This window comes from Streptomyces sp. NPDC091279 (assembly GCF_044757465.1).
In the GTDB taxonomy this organism is placed as follows: Bacteria; Actinomycetota; Actinomycetes; order Streptomycetales; family Streptomycetaceae; genus Streptomyces.
The window spans coordinates 1-21,005 of the sequence record NZ_JBIVVA010000008.1 but is presented as its reverse complement, the minus strand read 5'-3'; the positions used below and the strand labels follow the sequence as shown (position 1 = coordinate 21,005).

Annotated in this window: 21 protein-coding genes and 1 rRNA gene; 5 read left to right on the top strand and 17 right to left on the bottom strand. The window is 71.1% G+C overall.

What is annotated here, in order from left to right; translation table 11 throughout:
- Positions 1–142 precede the first annotated feature (142 nt).
- Positions 143–1,045, bottom strand: coding sequence for an SAM-dependent methyltransferase (locus tag ACIQOU_RS20650; protein ID WP_401538248.1), 903 nt, complete (start codon positions 1,043–1,045; stop codon positions 143–145).
- 292 nt (positions 1,046–1,337) lie between these two features.
- On the opposite strand from ACIQOU_RS20650, the gene ACIQOU_RS20645 reads away from it, so the two are divergent.
- Positions 1,338–1,529 carry a hypothetical protein gene (locus ACIQOU_RS20645; RefSeq protein ID WP_401538247.1) on the top strand — a complete coding sequence of 64 codons (192 nt, stop codon included), beginning with the start codon at positions 1,338–1,340 and terminating at the stop codon, positions 1,527–1,529.
- Here ACIQOU_RS20645 and hemB read toward each other — a convergent pair.
- From hemB to ACIQOU_RS20615, 6 genes are all read right to left on the bottom strand, one after another.
- A complete protein-coding gene (hemB, locus tag ACIQOU_RS20640) occupies positions 1,489–2,481 on the bottom strand; it encodes a porphobilinogen synthase (RefSeq protein ID WP_401538246.1) in 993 nt (330 codons plus the stop codon). The two genes, ACIQOU_RS20645 and hemB, sit on opposite strands and share 41 nt — an antisense overlap.
- 501 nt (positions 2,482–2,982) lie before the next feature.
- The gene (locus ACIQOU_RS20635) at positions 2,983–4,689 is read right to left on the bottom strand and encodes a uroporphyrinogen-III synthase (RefSeq protein WP_401538245.1); all 1,707 of its coding nucleotides are present in this window, start codon (positions 4,687–4,689) and stop codon (positions 2,983–2,985) included.
- Complete coding sequence (gene hemC, locus ACIQOU_RS20630) at positions 4,686–5,645, bottom strand: hydroxymethylbilane synthase (RefSeq protein ID WP_401538243.1); 960 nt, start codon at positions 5,643–5,645, stop codon at positions 4,686–4,688. The genes ACIQOU_RS20635 and hemC overlap by 4 nt, the downstream gene beginning before the upstream one ends.
- On the bottom strand, positions 5,642–7,378 hold the full coding sequence (locus ACIQOU_RS20625; RefSeq protein ID WP_401538242.1) for a glutamyl-tRNA reductase: 1,737 nt from the start codon (positions 7,376–7,378) through the stop codon (positions 5,642–5,644). The genes hemC and ACIQOU_RS20625 overlap by 4 nt, the downstream gene beginning before the upstream one ends.
- Complete coding sequence (locus ACIQOU_RS20620; RefSeq protein WP_401538241.1) at positions 7,375–8,133, bottom strand: redox-sensing transcriptional repressor Rex; 759 nt, start codon at positions 8,131–8,133, stop codon at positions 7,375–7,377. Before ACIQOU_RS20620 ends, ACIQOU_RS20625 begins: the two co-directional genes overlap by 4 nt.
- A gap of 252 nt (positions 8,134–8,385) precedes the next feature.
- Positions 8,386–8,658 (bottom strand): glutaredoxin family protein, encoded by a 273-nt coding sequence (locus ACIQOU_RS20615; protein ID WP_401538240.1) that lies wholly within the window; start codon positions 8,656–8,658, stop codon positions 8,386–8,388.
- 102 nt (positions 8,659–8,760) lie between these two features.
- Between ACIQOU_RS20615 and ACIQOU_RS20610 the strand changes: the two genes are divergently transcribed.
- The 3 genes from ACIQOU_RS20610 to ACIQOU_RS20600 all read left to right on the top strand — a co-directional run bounded on the left by ACIQOU_RS20610 (position 8,761) and on the right by ACIQOU_RS20600 (position 12,264).
- A complete protein-coding gene (locus ACIQOU_RS20610) occupies positions 8,761–9,726 on the top strand; it encodes an HAD family hydrolase (protein WP_401538239.1) in 966 nt (321 codons plus the stop codon).
- A gap of 374 nt (positions 9,727–10,100) precedes the next feature.
- Positions 10,101–10,874: an ECF subfamily RNA polymerase sigma factor, BldN family gene (locus tag ACIQOU_RS20605; protein ID WP_401538238.1), complete on the top strand. Its 774-nt coding sequence runs from the start codon at positions 10,101–10,103 to the stop codon at positions 10,872–10,874.
- 169 nt (positions 10,875–11,043) lie between these two features.
- Positions 11,044–12,264: a DUF5667 domain-containing protein gene (locus ACIQOU_RS20600; protein WP_401538237.1), complete on the top strand. Its 1,221-nt coding sequence runs from the start codon at positions 11,044–11,046 to the stop codon at positions 12,262–12,264.
- 82 nt (positions 12,265–12,346) lie between these two features.
- On the opposite strand, the gene ACIQOU_RS20595 is transcribed toward ACIQOU_RS20600, so the two are convergent.
- The 5 genes from ACIQOU_RS20595 to ACIQOU_RS20575 all read right to left on the bottom strand — a co-directional run bounded on the left by ACIQOU_RS20595 (position 12,347) and on the right by ACIQOU_RS20575 (position 16,065).
- Entirely contained in the window at positions 12,347–13,390 is a 1,044-nt protein-coding gene (locus ACIQOU_RS20595) for a lysophospholipid acyltransferase family protein (protein ID WP_401538236.1), read from the bottom strand.
- Positions 13,391–13,404: 14 nt separating this feature from the next.
- Complete coding sequence (locus ACIQOU_RS20590; protein ID WP_401538235.1) at positions 13,405–14,466, bottom strand: NAD-dependent epimerase/dehydratase family protein; 1,062 nt, start codon at positions 14,464–14,466, stop codon at positions 13,405–13,407.
- A gap of 198 nt (positions 14,467–14,664) precedes the next feature.
- Positions 14,665–14,763 (bottom strand): 30S ribosomal protein bS22, encoded by a 99-nt coding sequence (locus tag ACIQOU_RS20585; RefSeq protein WP_003948845.1) that lies wholly within the window; start codon positions 14,761–14,763, stop codon positions 14,665–14,667.
- Positions 14,764–14,894: 131 nt separating this feature from the next.
- Positions 14,895–15,107: a helix-turn-helix domain-containing protein gene (locus ACIQOU_RS20580; protein WP_015658719.1), complete on the bottom strand. Its 213-nt coding sequence runs from the start codon at positions 15,105–15,107 to the stop codon at positions 14,895–14,897.
- Between the two features lie 130 nt (positions 15,108–15,237).
- Positions 15,238–16,065 (bottom strand): phosphatase, encoded by an 828-nt coding sequence (locus tag ACIQOU_RS20575; RefSeq protein ID WP_401538234.1) that lies wholly within the window; start codon positions 16,063–16,065, stop codon positions 15,238–15,240.
- A 219-nt stretch (positions 16,066–16,284) separates the two neighbouring features.
- Here ACIQOU_RS20575 and ACIQOU_RS20570 point away from each other — a divergent pair, with 219 nt between their 5' ends.
- On the top strand, positions 16,285–16,752 hold the full coding sequence (locus ACIQOU_RS20570) for a spore-associated protein A (RefSeq protein WP_401538233.1): 468 nt from the start codon (positions 16,285–16,287) through the stop codon (positions 16,750–16,752).
- A 55-nt stretch (positions 16,753–16,807) separates the two neighbouring features.
- Here ACIQOU_RS20570 and ACIQOU_RS20565 read toward each other — a convergent pair whose 3' ends face one another.
- The 5 genes from ACIQOU_RS20565 to rrf form a co-directional block, all read right to left on the bottom strand.
- Positions 16,808–17,980, bottom strand: coding sequence for an acetoin utilization protein AcuC (locus ACIQOU_RS20565; protein WP_401538231.1), 1,173 nt, complete (start codon positions 17,978–17,980; stop codon positions 16,808–16,810).
- Positions 17,931–19,145, bottom strand: a complete 1,215-nt coding sequence (locus ACIQOU_RS20560; protein WP_401538230.1) for an MFS transporter — start codon at positions 19,143–19,145, stop codon at positions 17,931–17,933. The genes ACIQOU_RS20565 and ACIQOU_RS20560 overlap by 50 nt, the downstream gene beginning before the upstream one ends.
- 23 nt (positions 19,146–19,168) lie before the next feature.
- Positions 19,169–19,915 carry a VC0807 family protein gene (locus ACIQOU_RS20555; protein WP_401538229.1) on the bottom strand — a complete coding sequence of 249 codons (747 nt, stop codon included), beginning with the start codon at positions 19,913–19,915 and terminating at the stop codon, positions 19,169–19,171.
- Positions 19,916–20,007: 92 nt separating this feature from the next.
- Positions 20,008–20,664: an HAD family hydrolase gene (locus ACIQOU_RS20550; protein WP_401538228.1), complete on the bottom strand. Its 657-nt coding sequence runs from the start codon at positions 20,662–20,664 to the stop codon at positions 20,008–20,010.
- A gap of 61 nt (positions 20,665–20,725) precedes the next feature.
- A 5S ribosomal RNA gene (gene rrf, locus ACIQOU_RS20545) occupies positions 20,726–20,842 on the bottom strand.
- Positions 20,843–21,005: the final 163 nt, after the last annotated feature.

Genomic DNA, 21,005 nt, shown 5'->3' with positions numbered 1-21,005 from the left:
GGCTCCTTCGACGACAACGGCATCAGCCCGGCCTGACCCGGCGCTGCCCGCAGCGTAGAGAGATGCTTGCCGCCTACAAGAAGTTTTCCACCATCCGGACCGCACCCCGAAACAAGCCCCCAGCCCCTCTGTATGCTCCCCCCTACTCCTTGGAGCCGACGGCGCCGTAGACGTTGATGTCGGCGTCGGTGACGTCGTTGATGTCGGCGTAGCGGACGCGCTCGATGGCGTCGAGGGCGGCGAGGTACCCGGGGTCGGGCTGCTCGGGGACCGGTGCCGCGTGGTCGGCGCGCCAGTGGTGGACCGGGACGACACCGGGCTCGGCGAGGGCGAGGCCGGCGTCGGTGAAGAACCGCTCGACCTCCGCCCTGGTCCGCAGCACGAAGGTGAACCCGCGCTCGGTGTAGGTCCGTTGGACGGCCTTGATGTTCTCGGGGTTGAGGTCTTCGGTGAGATGGCTGAGCACCAGACGGCTGCCGGCCGGGAGCGCCTCGACCAGTTCGCGCACGATCGGGTAGGCCTGTTCGTCCTCGACGAAGTGCAGGATCGCGACGAGGCACAGCGCGATCGGCTGGTCGAAGTCGAGCGTCTTGCGGGCCTGTTCGAGGATCGCCGACGGCGTCTGGAAGTCGGCGTCGATGTAGTCGGTCATGCCGTCGGGCCCGCTGGTGAGCAGGGCGCGCGCGTGGGCGAGGACGACGGGGTCGTTGTCGACGTAGACGACGCGGGAGTCGGGGATGATCCGCTGGGCGATCTGGTGGACGTTCTCCGCGGTGGGCAGCCCGGTGCCGATGTCGAGGAACTGGCGGATGCCGTCCTCGCCCGCGAGCCGTGTCACCGTGCGGCGCATGAAGTCACGGTTGTGCCGGACGTCGAGGTAGCCGCGGGGGTTGGCGGCGAGCGCGGCGGCTGCGGCGGCGCGGTCGACGGGGTAGTTGTCCTTGCCGCCGAGGAAGACGTCGTAGACGCGGGCGGGGTGGGCCTTGGTCGTGTCGATCCTCCTTCTCAGCTCGGCGGGGTCCTGGCTGAGGGCGTCACCGGACATGGGCGTCTCCAGAGGTGAGGCGGGAAGCGGGGAAAAACCCGCACTGGTTCAACGGGCAACCAGTGCGCAACAACCTAACTCCGCAGCCGACTTGATGGTGCCCAGTCCCCCGGGGCACCTTCCCGGCATCCCGCAGAACATCCCGAAAGGGACCCATCCCCGCAGGTCAGCAAGGCACTGAACAACCCACCATCCCGAATCCAAGTCCAGACCTGGCCGGGCCCCCACCCCACCCCCCAAGCTGGAGGCACCCACCGAAACCACCCCCCTGAACCGAGAGGGTCGCCGTCCCATGCCCGTACGCCCGTCGCCGTCGTCCTCCACCGCCCGGCTGCTCCTCGCCGCCCTGGCCGCCCTCGCCGCCCTGACCCTGACGGCGTGCGAGGACGGAGAGGGCCTACGGGACGAGGGCCCGTCCACGGCGAGCGTCCCGCAGGGGGACGTCACCTCACCTTCTGAGCAGCCTCCACGGCCCAGTAGGTGAGGATGGTGCGCGCTCCGGCGCGCTTGATGCCGGTGAGGGATTCCAGGATGGCCTGGTCCCGGTCGATCCAGCCCTTCTCGGCGGCGGCCTCGATCATCGAGTACTCGCCGGAGATCTGATAGGCGGCGACCGGCACGTCGACGGCGTCCGCGACCCGGGCCACGATGTCGAGGTAGGGCCCGGCAGGCTTGACCATCACCATGTCGGCCCCCTCTTCGAGATCGAGGGCGAGTTCGCGCAACGCGTCCCCGATATTGGCGGGGTCCTGCTGATAGGTCTTCCGGTCCCCTTTGAGCGAGGACCCGACGGCTTCCCGAAAGGGCCCGAAGAAAGCGGAGGCGTACTTGACGGTATAAGCAAGGATCGCGACGTCTTCCCGCCCGATCTGATCAAGGGCGTCACGAACGACCCCCACCTGACCGTCCATCATTCCGCTGGGCCCCACGACATGGGCACCCGCATCGGCCTGCACCTGAGCCATCTCGGCATAACGCTCAAGAGTGGCGTCATTGTCGACGCGCCCGTGCGCGTCGAGAACACCGCAATGCCCGTGATCGGTGGTCTCGTCCAGACAGAGATCGGACATCACCAACAGGTCGTCACCGACCTCGGCCCGCACATCACGCAGGGCGACCTGAAGAATTCCGTCGGGATCGGTCCCGGCCGTCCCGAGCGCGTCCTTCTTGGACTCCTCGGGCACCCCGAACAACATGATCCCGGAAATCCCCGCGGCAACGGCCTCGGCAGCCGCCTTCTTCAGACTGTCCCGCGTGTGCTGCACCACCCCGGGCATCGCCCCGATCGGCACAGGCTCACTCACACCCTCCCGCACAAACGCCGGAAGAATGAAGTCCGCCGGATGCAACCGCGTCTCCGCGACCATCCGCCGCATCACAGCAGCCCCCCGCAACCGCCGAGGCCGAGCCCCAGGAAAAGCCCCATACGTAGTCATGCCACCTACGCTACGCCCGCACCCCCCATGAACATGCCGACGCGTTGTCGCCCCCTTATCAGCCCACTGAACGGTTCCCATCAACGCCGACCAGCGCATTCCCAACCCGCCGGACGCTTCCCATCGACGGCGGCCAGGCATTTCAGCCCGCCGGACGGTTCCCATCGACGCCGGCCAGGGGAGCATTCCCAACCCGCCGGACGGTTCCCATCGACGCCGGCCAGGGCATGTTCAGCCCGTCCGGCGATTGAGGACAAGGCCGTCCAGGCCGAAGGGGGGCCTGGGGGCACAGCCCCCAGATCACTTCGGCGCCATGGCAACGCAGACCGACAAAACCAGCCCGCTGCGGCGGCTTCCATCGACACCGGTCAGGACATCCCCAGCCCGTCCGGCGTTTGAGGACGAGGCCCGTTCAGGGCCGAAGCGGGGGTGTGGGGGCGGCAGCCCCCAAGGACCGCCACCCCCACCGACCGCAAGGTCGAACCACACCCCCACCGACCGTCAGGTCGAAGTACGCCGGCGCCGAGCGCCAGGACGCCTCTCACTCGGCCGAGTAACAGGGTCCCCGGCCTCCAGCGCGGCAGCCCGCCGCCGCAGCCCAAACTCCGCCAACGCCTCAGCAAGCCGCAGAGCAGAAGGCTCGGGAGCCATCACATCCACCCGCAACCCATGCTCCTCAGCAGTCTTCGCGGTCGCAGGCCCAATACACGCGATGACAGTGACGTTATGAGGCTTCCCGGCGATACCGACAAGGTTGCGCACCGTGGACGACGACGTGAAGAGAACGGCGTCGAACCCACCCCCCTTGATGGCCTCGCGGGTGTCAGCGGGCGGCGGCGACGCACGGACCGTCCGGTACGCGGTGACGTCGTCGACCTCCCAGCCCAACTCGATGAGCCCGGCGACCAACGTCTCGGTCGCGATGTCGGCACGCGGCAGAAACACCCGGTCGATCGGATCGAAGACGGGGTCATAGGGCGGCCAGTCCTCCAGCAGCCCGGCAGCGGACTGCTCCCCACTGGGCACGAGGTCGGGCTTCACGCCGAAGGCGACGAGCGCACGCGCGGTCTGCTCCCCGACCGCGGCGACCTTGATCCCGGCGAAGGCCCGGGCGTCGAGCCCGTACTCCTCGAACTTCTCGCGGACCGCCTTGACCGCGTTGACGGAGGTGAAGGCGATCCACTCGTAGCGCCCGGTGACGAGCCCCTTGACGGCACGTTCCATCTGCTGGGGCGTGCGCGGCGGCTCGACGGCGATGGTCGGGACCTCGTGCGGCACGGCACCGTAGGACCGCAGCTGGTCGGAGAGCGACGCCGCCTGCTCCTTCGTCCGCGGCACGAGCACCTTCCAGCCGAACAACGGCTTGGACTCGAACCACGACAACTGGTCGCGCTGGGCGGCGGCGGAACGCTCACCGACCACGGCTATCACCGGCCGCCCGCCCTCCGGCGAGGGCAGCACCTTGGCCTGCTTCAGCGTCTGCGCGATCGTGCCGAGCGTCGCCGACCAGGTCCGCTGCCGGGTGGTGGTCCCGGCGACGGTGACGGTCATCGGGGTGTCGGGCTTGCGTCCGGCGGACACCAGTTCGCCTGCGGCGGCGCCGACCGAGTCCAGCGTCGTCGAGACGACGACCGTCCCGTCGGAGGCGCCGACCTCGGTCCAGCACCGGTCGGAGGCGGTACGGGCGTCCACGAACCGGACGTCCGCGCCCTGCGCGTCCCGCAGCGGGACACCGGCGTACGCGGGCACGCCGACGGCAGCGGCGACGCCGGGCACCACCTCGAACGGAACGCCCGCGGCGGCGCACGCGAGCATCTCCTCGGCGGCGTAGGTGTCGAGGCCCGGGTCCCCGGGCACCGCACGCACGACCCGCCTGCCGCCCCGCGCGGCCTCCATGACAAGATGTGCCGCATCCCGTACCGCGGGAGCCCCGACGGGAGTTGACGAACCGTCAACGACCGTCAGTTGCGGCGTGCCCGTGCCCAGAACCGGGTCCGACGAAGGACCCCCGTCCGTGTGCACTTCGGCGACACCGTGCCGGGCGTGCCGACGCACCACGTCGAGCACATCGTGCTCGGCGACCAGTACGTCCGCGTGCGACAGCGCCTCTACGGCGCGCAGCGTCAACAGCCCCGGATCTCCGGGTCCGGCACCCAGGAAGGTGACGTGCCCGTGTTCGAGGCCGGTGGGAAGAGTGGTGGGGCTCACTGTGCTCGCTCCCCCATCAGACCGGCCGCGCCCTGCGCAAGCATCTCGGCGGCGAGTACGCGGCCGAGCGCCAGTGCTTGGCCATGCGTCTCGGGCACGGGACCGGTGGTGGACAGCTGCACCAGCGTCGAGCCGTCGGTCGAGCCGACGACGCCGCGCAGGCGCATCTCCTTGACAATCTGCCCGTCGGCCAGAAGGTCGGCCAGTGCCCCCACGGGAGCACTGCAACCGGCCTCCAGGGCGGCGAGCAGTGAACGCTCGGCGGTCACGGCGGCCCGGGTGTACGGGTCGTCGAGTTCACCGAGTGCGGCGATCAGATCCGCGTGGTCCGCGGAACATTCGATCGCCAGTGCCCCCTGGCCGGGGGCGGGCAGAACCGTGTCGACCGACAGGAGGTCGGTCACCTCGTCGGCGCGGCCGAGCCGGTTGAGTCCGGCGGCGGCCAGGACGACGGCGTCCAGGGTGCCGTCATGGACGTATCCGATGCGGGTGTCGACGTTCCCGCGGATCGGCACGGCCGCTATGTCGAGGCCGTGGCTGCGCGCGTACGCGTTCAGCTGGGCGGTGCGACGCGGCGAGCCGGTCCCGATCCTGGCCCCGGAGGGCAGGTCGGTGAACTTGAGGGCGTCCCGGGCGATGAGCGCGTCACGCGGGTCCTCGCGCTCGGGAACGGCGGCCAGCACCAGGTCGTCGGGGTGTGCCGTCGGCAGGTCCTTGAGCGAGTGAACCGCGAAGTCGACCTCGCCCTTGAGGAGCGCGTCCCGCAGCGCCGTGACGAAGACGCCGGTGCCGCCGATCTGCGCGAGCTGCTCGCGGGAGGTGTCGCCGTAGGTGGTGATCTCGACCAGCTCGACGGGGCGTCCGGTCACCCGGCTCACGGCCTCGGCCACCTGCCCGGACTGGGCCATGGCGAGTCTGCTCCGCCTCGTCCCCAGTCTCAGTGCTCTGTCAGTCATGCCGGTCGGTCCTTGTCGTCCGTGCTGTCCTCGGCGCGGGAGACGGCGGCGACCGTCTCCTGGTCGAGGTCGAAGAGGGTGCGCAGCGCGTCCGCGTACCCGGCGCCGCCGGGCTCGGCGGCGAGCTGCTTGACCCGTACCGTCGGCGCGTGCAGCAGCTTGTCCACCACCCGTTTGACGGTCTGGGTGATCTCACCCCGGTGTCTGTCGTCCAGCCCGGGCAGCCGCCCTTCGAGGCGGGCGATCTCCCCGGCGACGACGTCGGCGGCCATGGTGCGCAGCGCGACGACGGTCGGCGTGATGTGCGCGGCCCGCAGCGCGGCCCCGAACGCGGCGACCTCGTCGGCGACGATCCGGCGGACCTGGTCGACGTCGGTGGCCATGGGGGCGTCGGCGGAGGCCTCGGCGAGGGACTCGATGTCGACGAGCCGGACGCCGGTGACGCGGTGCACGGCGGCCTCGATGTCCCGGGGCATGGCGAGGTCGAGCAGGAAGAGCGCGGGAGCGGGCCTGGGCACCTCGGCGACCGGCTCGGGCCTGCGCCGTTCCGGAATCCGTCCGACGGCGGTGGCGGCGGCGACCAGCGCGGCGATCGCGTCGCTCTCCTCGGCGGGGTCGAGGGTGATGACGGAGCCGGGGGCGGGGGCGCGGCGGACCGGGGTGTCCGGGGTGCCGTTGCCCTTGTCGACCCAGGCGGCGTGCTGTTCCAGGTCGGCGGCGGCCATGCCGGCCACGGCGGCCTCACCGGCGACGGAGAACCCGGCGGTGGTCTGCACGGCGGACAGGTCGAGCGGGCATCCCTCGTCGCTGCCGACGCTGGTGGGCGGCAGGGCGGCGATCGTCGGAGCGGCGGCGGTGTGGGAGGCGCCGCGGTCGGCGACCGGGACCCCGGTGCGGCCCTGGACCGCGCCCGCGATCGTCTCGGCGGTGAGCACCAGGCCGGTCGCCCCGGTGCAGGAGACGGCCACGTCGGCACGTGTCAGCTCGTCCGGCACCGCGTCCATCGGTACCGCGCGGGCCAGCACGTCCGTGCCGTCGCCCTCGGTGAGTATCCGGGCGAGCCGCTGGGCGCGGTCGGCGGTGCGGTTGGCGACGACGATCTCGGCGACCCCGGCCCGCGCGAGCGTGGCGGCGGCCAGCGACGACATCGAACCGGCCCCGATGACCAGGGCTTTCTTGCCGCGCGCCCAGTCCTGCACGGCGCCGCCCGCGGCCAGTTGCTCCAGGCCGAAGGTGACCAGGGACTGTCCGGCGCGGTCGATGCCGGTCTCGGAGTGGGCGCGTTTCCCGACCCGGAGGGCCTGCTGGAACAGGTCGTTGAGCAGGCGGCCCGCGGTGTGCAGGTCCTGCGCCTTGGCGAGGGCGTCCTTGATCTGGGCGAGGATCTGGCCCTCGCCGACGACCATCGAGTCGAGACCGCAGGCCACCGAGAACAGATGGTGGACGGCGCGGTCCTCGTAGTGCACGTAGAGATAAGGAGTGAGTTCGTCCAGGCCGACGCCGCTGTGCCGGGCGAGCAGCGTGGACAGCTCGGCGACACCCGCGTGGAACTTGTCGACGTCGGCGTACAGCTCGACGCGGTTGCAGGTGGCGAGGACGGCGGCCTCGGTCGCGGGTTCGGCGGCGACCGTGTCCTGGAGGAGCTTGAGCTGCGCGTCCGCGGTCAGCGTGGCCCGTTCCAGGACGCTGACGGGGGCGCTGCGGTGGCTCAGCCCGACGACGAGGAGACTCATGCCGGCATCACGGCGGGTACGTCCCCGTCGGGTCCCTGCTCGGTGGAGTCGGTGCGCGGGGCGGCGGCCGGGGCGGCGGTCGCGGCGCTCTCCTCACCGGCCTTGCGCTGCTCGTGGAAGGCGAGGATCTGCAACTCGATGGAGAGATCGACCTTGCGCACGTCGACGCCGTCGGGGACGGACAGGACCGTCGGTGCGAAGTTCAGGATGGAGGTGACCCCGGCGGCGACGAGCCGGTCGCAGACCTGCTGGGCGGCTCCGGCGGGCGTCGCGATGACGCCGATGGAGACGCTGTCGTCCTCGATGATCCGTTCCAGCTCGTCGGTGTGCTGGACGGGAATCCCGGCGACGGGCTTTCCGGCCATCCCCGGGTCGGCGTCGATGAGCGCCGCGACCCGGAATCCGCGGGACGCGAATCCGCCGTAGTTGGCCAGCGCGGCGCCGAGGTTGCCGATGCCGACGATGACAACCGGCCAGTCCTGGGTCAGGCCCAGTTCACGGGAGATCTGGTAGACGAGATACTCGACGTCGTAGCCGACACCGCGCGTTCCGTAGGAGCCCAGGTAGGAGAAGTCCTTGCGCAGCTTGGCGGAGTTGACCCCCGCGGCGGCCGCCAGCTCCTCCGAGGAGACCGTGGGCACCGAGCGCTCCGACAGGGCGGTGAGGGCTCGGAGGTACAGCGGAAGCCTGGCGACGGTGGCCTCGGGAATCCCTCGGCTGCGGGTCGCCGGTCGGTGAGTTCGGCCAGTTGCCACGGTGCTCCTGCGGGTAGAGCGGGGCTGCGGGCGGTCGTGTGTCCCCAGACCGCCCCGTCGACAGCAGGCTATGTCTTTGTGAACGCGTGCACAAAGATGGTGTCCGATTTGCCCGGCCAACGTGACCGGGGTCACGCACTTCCCTCCAGGGGGCAAAACCGCTCACGCTCCTCGCGAATCCCGCCCCCCGAGACCGACTCACCGTCGATCCTAAGCGAATTCGCGCCGCCTTTGAACTGAGCAGTCAGTGCGCTATCCGGCCAGCGCCTTGCGCAGCCGCCCCTCGTCGACCTTCCAGAACGTGTGCTGGGCGCCGTCCACGAGCACCACCGGGATCTGTTCCCAGTACTGGTCGTGGAGTTGGGGGTCCTCGGTGATGTCCTTGCCCTCCCAGGGGACACCGAGTTCCCCGCAGACCTTCTCGACCACGGACTGTGCGTCATCACACAGATGGCAGCCGGGTTTACGGATGAGCGTGACGGTCCGGTCACCGGGACCGGTCCTGCGCCGGAAAAGAGGACTCATACGTCCATTCTCGGGCCTCGACGACGGTCCGGTGGCGCAGAGTTCACATCCCGCAAACCTCTCCGCACGGGAAGTGTCCGCCGGACTGGATATGCTCACGCCATGGCCGCTCTCGGATGGCTCACTCCCCGTAGGCGCTCCGCCACGGCGCGGAGCGTGTTGGCAGGCGAGGCCTCGGCGGAGGCCGCGCGCAGGACGGCGCTGGACGACGCCCGCGAGGCCCCCGACGCCGACCACGAAGACCCCGGCAAGCCCGGCGGGTCCGGGAAGCACGAACCCGATTTCCCGGTCCTCGGCGACGACCGGGCCGCCGCCTTCTTCGACCTCGACAACACCGTGATGCAGGGCGCCGCCCTGTTCCACTTCGGCCGGGGTCTGTACAAGCGGAAGTTCTTCGAGACCCGCGACCTGGCCCGGTTCGCCTGGCAGCAGGCCTGGTTCCGGCTGGCCGGTGTCGAGGACCCCGAGCACATGCAGGAGGCCCGCGACTCCGCGCTGTCGATCGTCAAGGGCCACCGCGTCGCCGAACTCCAGTCGATCGGCGAGGAGATCTACGACGAGTACATGGCCGAGCGGATCTGGCCGGGCACCCGCGCCCTGGCCCAGGCCCACCTGGACGCGGGTCAGCGGGTCTGGCTGGTGACGGCGGCGCCGGTGGAGATCGCCCAGGTGATCGCCCGCCGCCTCGGCCTGACCGGCGCCCTGGGCACCGTCGCCGAGTCCGTCGACGGCGTCTACACCGGCAAGTTGGTCGGCGAACCGCTGCACGGCCCGGCCAAGGCGGAGGCGGTGCGCGCGCTGACCGCCGCCGAGGGCCTGGACCTGTCCCGCTGCGCCGCCTACAGCGACTCGCACAACGACATCCCGATGCTGTCCCTGGTCGGCCACCCCTACGCCATCAACCCGGACGCCAAGCTGCGTCGGCACGCCCGCGAGCTGGACTGGCGGCTGCGTGACTACCGCACCGGGCGCAAGGCGGCGAAGGTCGGCATCCCGGCGGCGGCCGGGGTCGGCGCGGTGGCGGGCGGCACGGCGGCGGCCATCGCCCTGCACCGCCGACGCCGCTGACCTCGGCGGACCTCCCCAACACCCCGGGCAGCGCCCCGGATCACCCCAGGCCGACCGGCTCCTCGCCGGTCGGCCGAGTCGTGTGCGGTACCCGCGCGGGCCGCGCTTCAGTCCTGTTGTCGGCGCACAGCCACAACACGCCCCGTTCTTCACCGGAAGCCGAAGATATTCGGTCAACAACCTGTCAGATTGCGGTACTTGACCCTACGTCAATGAGGTACCGAAGCGACGTAATCGGTGATTTGAGCAACTGGGTGTAGCAGGGCCTGTACGAAGCGTTATTCTCCTCAGACGCAAACCGGTACCCCTCCGTCGCTACGACGGGTGAAAGGTCCGGCACTGCACGTGATGGAAGCTCTGCCTCTGGGAGTCCCGTGTACCCACACGTCGGGGTTGACGCCTCGGGCCTGGCTACGCTGCGCACAACGGTCCAGGACCTGCTGCGCAGTTTCGTCCCCACCGCGTTCGCCGTCCCCGCGCTCGCTGTAGCCACCACCCCCGTCGGCCCTGCCTATGCCCTGGCCGACGGCAGCGCCGCCGTCGGCAGACGGGGCCGGGCCACCGGCGCCGCCACCGTCCGCCGCCCTGCCGCCGACAGCGACAGCGCGCGCATGATGGATCTGGTCGAACGCGCCCAGGCCGGCGAGGCCGACGCCTTCGGGCGCCTCTACGACCAGTACAGCGACACCGTCTACCGCTACATCTACTACCGGGTGGGCGGAAAGGCCACCGCCGAAGACCTCACCAGCGAGACGTTCCTGCGCGCCCTGCGCAGGATCGGCACCTTCACCTGGCAGGGCCGCGACTTCGGCGCCTGGCTGGTCACCATCGCCCGCAACCTGGTGGCCGACCACTTCAAGTCGAGCCGGTTCCGCCTGGAGGTGACGACCGGCGAGATGCTCGACGCCAACGAGGTCGAGCGCTCCCCCGAGGACTCCGTCCTGGAGTCCCTGTCGAACGCGGCCCTGCTGGACGCCGTCCGACGCCTCAATCCCCAGCAGCAGGAGTGCGTGACGCTCCGCTTCCTCCAGGGCCTGTCGGTCGCCGAGACCGCCCGTGTCATGGGGAAGAACGAGGGCGCCATCAAGACCCTCCAGTACCGGGCCGTGCGCACGCTCGCCCGGCTCCTCCCGGACGACGCGCGCTGACCGACACGCTCCGCAGTCCCCAACTCACCATCGGTGAAAGTCCGTTGCCTTCGTCGTCCGATCATCCGTCGTCCGTAACCCAAGTGCCGCGCCGCTCGTTGTGCGGGATGCAGGCTCCCTGTGGTCACTCGGGGGGAGCCGACCGTCATGACGAGAGGAGGTGCCGCCCGTGATCGCGAACGTATCGGCGCACCGGCGGGCGAACGCCTTCGCCCAGGCCCTGGGGGAACAGTCCGAGCCGGACACGGCGGCCGAACGGCCCGAAGGCCCGGCCCCGAACGCGGCCACCGAGCAGCCGACCGAGCAGGGCCGCATGCTGGCCCTCGCGGCAGGCCTCGGTGAGCTGCCCAAGCCGCAGCTGGACCCCGAGGTCAAGGTGGTCCAGCGGGCCCAGCTGGTGGCCGCGTTCGAGGCGATGCTCCAGGGCGGCGAGGCGACGGCTCTGTCGGTGCCCGAGCAGCGGTCCCGTTCCCGGGGCACGCACCGGGCGACCGGCCTGGGCAAACTACGACCGCGGACCCGGCTGACCAAGGGCCTGGCCGCGGGCGGGCTGAGCGTCGGGGTCGCCGCCAGCGCCTTCGGCGGGGTCGCCGCCGCCAGCTCGGACGCCCTGCCCGGCGACTCGCTGTACGGCCTCAAGCGCGGCATCGAGGACTTCAAGCTCAACTACCTGTCCGAGGGCGACGACGCCCGCGGCCGCTCCTTCCTCGACCAGGCGTCCAACCGGCTCAGCGAGGCCCGCAGACTGATGGAACGGGGCCGCAGCGGACCCCTCGACCACGAGTCCCTCGGCGAGATCCGCCGCGCCCTGTCCGGCATGCAGCACGACGCGACCGAGGGCCACCGCCTGCTGCACGCCGCGTACGAGCGCGACCCGAACTCCCTCGCCCCCATCCAGGCCCTGGACTCCTTCACCCGCTCGCACCGGCAGGCCTGGGGCACCCTGCGCGACCAACTCCCGGTCCAGCTCGGCGACGTCAGCCGCGAGGTGTCGTCGGTCTTCGAGGCCATGGACGACGAGGTGGCCCCGCTCCAGTCGCTGCTTCCGCAGCCCCCGGCCACCGGCGGGGGCGCCCACACCGGACGGCGTTCGGGACCGGCCGCCCCGGGCTCCTCCACCGCCACCGGGCACACGACGGCGCCCAGCACCGGCAGCCACTCCGCCGAGCACGGCCACTCCAGCGGCCCCAGCAAGTCGGCCGGGGCCGGCGCCGCGGCCGAGGGTCTGCTCGGCGGCTCCACCGGCGGCCTCCTCGACCCGCCGAAGGACACCGACAGCGCGTCCCCGTCCGTCACCAAGCCCCCGATCACGGGCCCCGACGTGACGATCCCGCCGCTGCTCCCCGGACTCCTGCCCGGCCTGGGCATCGACGAAGAGGACGCCAAGTAGCCCTACCGGTAACGGAGTTGGGGGTGCCCTTCGCGAGAAGGGCGCCCCCAACGACGTTCCAGCGGGTCTCTCGGGTGAGCGGCTAGAAGAACACCGAGCGGCGTTGGACCAACAGTTTGTACAGGGTGTGCTGGATCTGTTCGCGGACCTGGTCGGTGAGGTTGAACATCAGCATCGGGTCCTCCGCCGCCTCCGGCGGGTAGCCGTCCGTCGGGATCGGCTCGCCGAACTGGATCGTCCACTTCGTCGGCAGTGGGAGCGCGCCCAGCGGGCCCAGCCACGGGAACGTCGGCGTCACCGGGAAGTACGGGAAACCCAGCACCCGGGCCAGCGTCTTGGCGTTGCCGATCATCGGGTAGATCTCCTCCGCGCCGACGATCGAGCACGGGACGATCGGCGCCCCCTGCCGCAGCGCCGTCGAGACGAACCCGCCCCGGCCGAACCGCTGGAGCTTGTACCGCTCGCTGAACGGCTTGCCGATGCCCTTGAACCCCTCCGGCATCACCCCCACCAACTCGCCCTGCCCGAGCAGCCGTTCGGCGTCCTCCGCGCAGGCCAGGGTGTGACCGAGCTTGCGGGCCAGCTCGTTGGCGACCGGCAGCATGAACACCAGGTCGGCGGCGAGGAGTCGCAGATGACGGTCGGCGGGATGGTGGTCGTGGACGGCGACCTGCATCATCAGGCCGTCCAGCGGCAGCGTCCCCGAGTGGTTGGCGACGATCAGCGCACCGCCCTCGGCGGGGATGTTCTCGATGCCCTTGACCTCGACCCGGAAGTACTTCTCGTACAGCGGGCGCAGCAGGGACATCAGGACCTGGTCGGTCAGCTCCTCGTCGTAGCCGAAGTCGTCGACCTCGTACTCGCCTGTGAGGCGGCGGCGCAGGAAGGAGAGCCCGCCGGCCAGCCGCCGTTCCAGGGACGGGGCCGGTTCCGGGCGCTGCTCGGCGCGCGGGGCCGGGACGTCGTCCGGGGTCCGTGGCCGGCCGGGCAGGTGCTGCACATCGCCGGCCGGGGCCGGGTCGGTGCCGGTGCGTCGGCCCGCCGCGCCCCGGCGCCGCGCCGGGCGGGGCACGGAGCTGCCCCGGGACCGGTCGTCGTCGAAGGGAATGACCTTTGCGTCCGCCATCGTTGTCGCGCTCCTCAGTTGGCGCTCTGCGTCGGGAGGTGGCCGGGGCCCACGGCGGGCAGCGCGGCGAGCCGGTCGACGGCCCCCGCGAGCACCGCGGGCGGCAGCAGTCCGGGGCCCCGGCTGCGCGCGAAGTCCGCGAACGTCTCCGCCGTCGAGTACATCGGCCGAAAGCCCAGGGTCTCGCGCATCTGGGCGGTGGCGACCACCCTGCCGTGGGTGAGCAGCCGGATCTGCTCGGGCGAGAAGTCGGTCATGCCGAGCGTGCGCACCAGCGACCCGGCCCAGGTGACCGCGGGCAGCAGCAGCGGGACCGTCGGGCGGCCGAGCCGGCGCGAGCACTGCGACAGGAGCAGCACCCCGTCGCCCGCGATGTTGAACGTGCCGCTGTTGAGGGTGCCCCGGGCCGGTTCGTGCGCGGCGATCCGCAGCACCTCGATCACGTCGTCCTCGTGGACGAACTGCAACCGGGGGTCGTACCCGAACACGGTCGGCAGCACCGGCAGATCGAAGTACGAGGTCAGCGGGGTCTCGGCGGCCGGGCCGAGGATGTTGGCGAAGCGCAGCACGCACACCGCGACGTCCGGGCGGCGCCGCGCGAAGCCGCGCACGTACCCCTCGACCTCGACGGCGTCCTTGGCGAAGCCGCCGCTGGGCAGCGACTTGGGCGGCATGGTCTCGGTGAAGACGGCCGGATCGCGGGGCGCCGAGCCGTAGACGTTGGTGCTGGACTTCACCACCAGCCGCTGCACCGTCGGCGACTTCTGGCAGGCGCCGAGCAGCTGCATGGTGCCGATGACGTTGGTCTCCTTGACCAGCGTCCGGCTGCCGCTGCCGAGCGCGGTGGCGCTCACGTCGAGGTGGACGACGGTGTCGGCGCCGCTCTCCGCGAGCACCCGCGCGAAGCCGGGCCTGCGGATGTCGGCGAGCACGAACTCGGCGCCGCCCAGGTGGTGTTCGGGCGCGACGGCGTCCACCGCGACGACCCGGTCCACCTGTGGGTCGCGCTGGACGCGTCGGACGAACCGGCCTCCCAGCCTGCGGGCCACTCCGGTCACGAGCACGACCTTGCCCAAGATCAGCGCCTTCCTTCCCGCGTCGGTCCCCAGCCGGGTTCCCCGTCTGCGGCCAACTTAGCGGGTCGGCACTGCGCTGTGACGACCGCCTGACCCGCGAGGCGCCGGTGACCACCGCGATGCGGCCATCCCGGGAGACGGCTGTGGCCCCCCACCGGTCAACGGTGGGGGGCCACAGAACACGCTCCTGCGCGTCGCCTACTTCTTGTTGCGACGCTGAACGCGCGTGCGCTTGAGCAGCTTGCGGTGCTTCTTCTTCGCCATCCGCTTGCGCCGCTTCTTGATAACAGAGCCCACGACTTACCCTCGCTCACTTCTCATCACTCGGCGTTGGGCGCCATGGGCCCATACGACCTACAAGGGGCTAGCCTACCCGCCCGAGGGCTGAGGTCGTAATCGAGGTGCCGGGGTCCTCCCGGCGGGCTCCGTCAGGCCGTCTCCACCCCCACATAGCTCTCACGGAGGTACTCGTGTACCGCCTGTTCCGGGACGCGGAACGACCGTCCGACCCGGATCGCGGGCAGATGACCGCTGTGCACCAACCGGTACACGGTCATCTTCGACACTCGCATCACCGAGGCGACCTCCGCCACGGTGAGGAACTGAACCTCGTTGAGAGGCCTCTCGCCGGCTGCACCCATGTCACACCTGAACCTTCCGCACTCGACGGTCAACCGGCTTCCCCTTCCGGTCACTCTTCGTCGTTGCGTGCTCACTCCCCAATGTAGGGGCGGGTGATGCGAGTGGGGAAGAGGTGCACCCATCGGCGGCCTACTGTGACAGACACGCCCGATTGAGTACGTAGCGGATGAGCGGCCGGTAGTGACCAGGCGGCACGGAATCATCAAGCGGAACGGCGACCGCGACGCTCCCCTCGGCCGCGCCGACGAACAGCGCGGGGTCGCCGGTGGAGGCCGGGCCGATCGCCTCGAAACCCAGCTGACCTGCACCGCAGACCCATCCGCAGTCCCCGATCACCAGCTCGGGAAGGGGCCCTCCGGCGTCGGCCGCAGCGGCCAGCGCGGTCCGAACCGGGAGCGGGGAACGGGTCTGTGCGCCGGTCGCGCGACCGGGGCGCACAGCGCCGGGTTCGCGCATCAACGCGACCCCTCGTACGTAGTCGAGGATGTGCGTGCGTAGACCGAACCGGGTCGTTATGTCGACACGGTGACCCTGCGCGGGGGTGAGAACGGCACATCCCGCCGCCGACAGCGCGTCCGCCAGGGCAGCGTAGAAATCGAGCAGCCGGTACGGATGACCGGTACCGAGCAGCACGGGACCACCTCGCCGGGCGACCGCGCCCACCCGGTCCGCGAAGGCGTCGAGGGCGTCGAGGGTCAGCCCCGGGTCGATCACATCATGGCCGGAGACCTCCCGAGGATCGGCCGGAACCCCGCACCTGCCCGCCATCAGCGCGAGCACCTCCCGCAGCCCCCACGCCCCCGCCGGGTCGAGGCCGAGCAGCACCCGGGGATCGCGGGCGGCGAACAGCCGGTACCTGAGCAGGCTCGCCTCCCGTCTCGCCGCCACGGGCCCGGCGAGCCCGGTGCGCAGGAGGTGGGCGCGGAGGTGGGCGCGCGGGGCGCCGGTGCTCAACACGCCGACGATGCTGGCGGACCTCCCGCCCCGGCACGGGCCGAACGGCACCCACACCGCACGGTCGGCCTAGCGTTCGGTGACACAACAGTGACAAACGGTGGCACAACCGAGGTACGGTTTGCCCGGTCTCAACTGGTGTGGACGGCAATGACCGGCCGTCCCCGGCACGTTGACCGCATCGACGCAGTACCACCGACCCGCATCACAGGGGGAACGACCATGAACCTGTCCCGTCGCACCACCACCGCCACCGCTCTCGCCGTCCTGGCCCTGGGCGGCTCCCTCGCCGCGACCACCTCGGCCTCGGCGGCCACCACCACCGCGGCCACCACCAGGGCGACCGCCAAGGCTCCCGCCCCCGCCGCCACCGCCGTCTACAACGGCGCCTGCGGCACCGGCTACACCGTCATCGACTCCACCCCGGTCGGCAACTCCGGCAAGACCTTCCTCACCTGGAACCAGTCGACCGGCAAGAACTGCGCCGTCACCATCCGCAACACCACCGGCGCGAAGATCTCCCTGTCGGTCCGGCTGGAGATCGCCGGCAAGCCGGCCACCGCCGTCGTGGACAAGGGCCTCTACACGTCCTACGCCGGGCCGGTCTACCTCGCCGCGCGCGGCGAGTGCATCTCGTGGTCCGGCACGATCGGCTCGGCCACCGGCGGCGACACCGGCCACTGCGGCTGACCCCCGCGTCGGGGGCGGGCGGCGGCCCGTCCGTCCCCGGCGAGCCCCGAGCGGCTCACGGCAGCAGGCCGTGCAGCGGGAACGCGGCCCGCCGGGTCGCGAGCACCGCCTGGTCGAGCCGGTCGGCGGGGTCGTACCCGTCCTCCCACGGAGCCCAGGACACCGGCCACCGCCCGTCCGTCATCCGGGCCGGGCCCAACTGCCGCGTCCGCGCGAAGACTTGCTGCCGCCAGCTCTCCGGGATCATCGTCTCCGGCGCGATCTCGTGCCCGGCCGCGATCCCCACGAGATGCGTCCACGACCGCGGAACGACGTCCACCACCTCGTATCCGCCACCGCCCAGGGCGATCCACTTCCCCGCCGCGTGGGCGTGCGCCAGCTCGTGGCAGGCGACCTGGACGGCCCGCTGCGCGTCGAGGGAGACCGCGAAGTGCGCGAGCGGGTCCTCGAAGTGGGTGTCGGCCCCGTGCTGTGTCACCAGCACCTGCGGCCGGAAACCGGCGACCAGCTCCGGCACGATCGCGTGGAAGGCCCGCAGCCACCCCGCGTCCCCGGTGCCGGGCGGCAGCGCGACGTTCACCGCACCGCCCTGCGCCCCGTCGGCGCCCGTCTCCTCCGGCCAGCCGGTGTGCGGGAACAGCACGCGCGGGTGCTCGTGCAGGGAGATCGTCAGCACCCGGGGGTCCTCCCAGAACGCCGCCTGCACACCGTCCCCGTGGTGGACGTCCACGTCGACGTACGCGACCCGCTCGGCGCCCAGTTCGAGGAGGCGGGCGATCGCGAGGGCGGCGTCGTTGTAGATGCAGAACCCGGAGGCCGCGCCGGGCATCGCGTGGTGCAGGCCGCCCGCGAAGTTCACGGCGTGCGGTGCCTCGCCGTGCCAGACCGCCTCCGCCGCCGCCACCGACTGCCCGGCGATCAACGCCGCGACCTCGTGCATCCCGGCGAACGCGGGATCGTCCACCGTGCCCAGCCCGTACGACCCGTCGGCCGCGCCCGGATCGAGCGAGGCCGCCTTCACGGCCGCCACGTAGTCCTCCCGGTGGACCAGCCGCAGGGTGGACTCCCCGGCCGGTTTCGCCGCGACGACGTCCACCTCCCGGTCCAGGCCGAAGGCGTCGACCAGTCCCCGGGTCAGGGCCAGCCGCACCGGGTCCATCGGGTGGTCGGGGCCGAAGTCATACCCCGTGACCGCCTCGTCCCACATCAGCTGTACGCGCCCGCTCATGCCCGCCACCGTATCGGTCCCGCCGTGGCGCGAACGAGGGGGCGTACACCAACGTCACCAGCACCAACACCATCGGCACCAGCATCGCCCCCCGGTAGCTCCAGGCGTCCCCGAGCGCCCCGACCAACGGCGAACCGACCAGGAAACCCACGTAGTTGAAGACGTTGAGCCGCGCGATCGCCGCGTCCGAGGCGCCCGGGAAGAGACGTCCGGCCGCCGCGAAGGTCTGCGGCACCAGCACACACAGTCCGAGCCCCAGCAGCGTGAACCCGAGCATCCCCACCCACGGCCCCGGCGCCGCCGCCACCACCGCGAACCCGCCCGCCGCGACCACCGCCCCGACCCGTACGACCCCTACGGCCCCGAACCGCCTGACCCCGAGATCCCCCAGGGCCCGCCCGACCAGCGTGGTCACCATGTACACGTTGTACGGCACGGTCGCGAGCTGCTCCGAACTCCCCAGCACGTCCTGGAGGTACTTGGCACTCCAGTTGGAGACGGTCGAGTCCCCGATGTACGCGAACATCATCACCAGACACAACGGCAGCAACGTCCGGAAAACGACGCCCCCGCCGCCGCCCTCCACCTCGTCGACCGGCGCCTCCTGCCCGCCGTCGACGTACCACCGGCTGCCCGCCAGCACGGCCGGCACCAGCACCGCGACGACCGGCAGATACGACACGGCGAGCCCCAGGTGCCAGTGCGCCCCCGCCCACGCGAGCGACGCCCCGACGATCCCGCCGAGGCTGTACACGGCGTGGAAGCTGAGCATGATGCTCCGCCCGTACGCCCGTTGCAGGCTCACCCCGAGCATGTTCATCGAGGCGTCCAGCGCGCCGACGGCGAGTCCGAAACACGCCAGCGCGCCGGCCAGCACGACGGTCCGGTCACCGACGCCGACCCCGAGCAGCGCCAGCAGCACCACGGGCTGGGACCAGCGCAGCACCCGGCTCGCCGGTATCCGTCTCACCAGCTGCTCGGTGGCGACACTTCCGGCCCCGGCCAGGATCGGAACGGCGGCCAGGAAGGCGGGCAGCAGCGCGTCGGAGACCCCGTACCGGTCCTGGATGGCCGGAATGCGGGTCACGAGCAGAGCGAAGGCGACGCCCTGGGCGAAGAAGCTGAACGCCAGCGAGGCCCTACCGCGCCGCAGCACATCTGTCATGGCGGCGAGCGTAGGGCCCCTGGCTACTTGTGGGTAGATCCAGCCAAAGGTGAATTCCCCTCAGCTCCAACGCCGTTGACGCCCGCCTCGGCCTCGCCGATGACCATCCTCGCCATCGGCCCGGCCGCGAAGGCGCCGCTGATCAGGGCCGTCGCGGTGAGCACGGCCATCGCGACGGCCTGGCCGAGCCAGACCATGGTCTCGGCGGGGAGGGTGTAGGCGCCGACGACGCGTGCCCCGCACTCCGCGAGCAGGGCCACGCCCCAGATCAGGGAGAACAGCCGTTCCCTGCGCAGAAAGTCGCCGGACGCGGCCGCCCGCCCCGACGCGAGCCGCTCCCACGCGGCTTCCCTGGCCCGGTCGCCCCTCAGCACGAAGGGCTTCATCCCGGCCGTCATCATCGGCCGACCGAGGGCCACGGAGACGAGAATGCCGACGGCGACCGTGCTGCTGACGGCACCGTCCTTGGCGAGCATCAGCCGCGGGTCGCCGGTGAGGAGGCTCAGCAGCAGGGAGACGACATTGACGGCGAGGATCAACGCGGCCAGCGCGTTCACCCGCCGTTCCTTGGCCAGGCTCCACCCGGTGCGCAGGGCGGGGAGCACGCTGCTCCAGGCGAGCGCGGCGAAGGTGCTCGTCCCGAAGGCGTCCTTGAACAGGTAGTACGACCCGAGCGGCAGCGCCACGTCCACGACCAGCGGGCGGAGCGTGGTGAGCGCGCGGGGGGCCCGGTTCTCGGTCCGGCCCGGGGACATCGTGTGCGTCGTCATGCCCTCAGCTTCGCCCCGGGCCGGGGTCCCCCAGTAGAAACGATCGTCCACAGCTGTGTATGACAAATGTCAGCGCCGCCGGGTGGGCCCTGTCATCGCAGCAGGTCGGTCAACTGCCCCAGGTCACCGAAGAGTTGATCGTCCCGGGCACCGGCGTCGAGGAGCCGTTCGGCGGGGGTCATGGCGGTGAACGCGTAGACGTCCATACCGGCCGCCCGCGCCGCGAGCACCCCGAGCGGCGAATCCTCGACGACCACACACCGCTGCGGTGCGACGCCCATCTTCTCGGCGGCGTGGAGGAACAGCGCGGGGTCGGGCTTGCCTCGCCCGACATCGTCGGCGCTGAAGATCCGCGTGTCCTCGAACCACCGGTCGAGCCCGGCCGCCCGGTGCCCGGACCGAATCCTGGCATGGCTCCCGGAGGAGGCCACGCAGTACGGCACCCCGTCCCGGGCCAGCTCCGCCAGCAGGTCGCCGGCTCCGGCGACGGGCTTCAGCTCCCGCTCGAACGCGGCGAAGACCCGGGCCTGGAACACGTCGTCGAAGTCCGCCGGCAGCCGGCGCCCGCTCCGTTCCTCGACCAGCTCGCGCACCCGGTGCAGTGCGGACCCCATGTAGTCATGGAGGGAGTCCTCGTAGGTGGTCGGGTGCCCCAGCTCGGTGAGATATCCGGCGAGCAGCCGATTGGAGAGGGGCTCACTGTCGACGAGAACACCGTCGTTGTCGAAAATAACGAGTTCGTAGCGCATGGAGATCACTCTAAACGCAGAAAACCCCGCACCATAAGGTGCGGGGTTCCCCACAATGATTGTTCGGCGGCGTCCTACTCTCCCACAGGGTCCCCCCTGCAGTACCATCGGCGCTGTGAGGCTTAGCTTCCGGGTTCGAAATGTAACCGGGCGTTTCCCTCACGCTATAACCACCGAAACACTATGAAACTGTTTCAGCCGCACCACGCTCCGCGGAGACGTGGGGCTGTTCGTGGTTTCAGAACCAACACAGTGGACGCGAGCAACTGAGGACAAGCCCTCGGCCTATTAGTACCGGTCACCTCCACCCATTACTGGGCTTCCAGATCCGGCCTATCAAC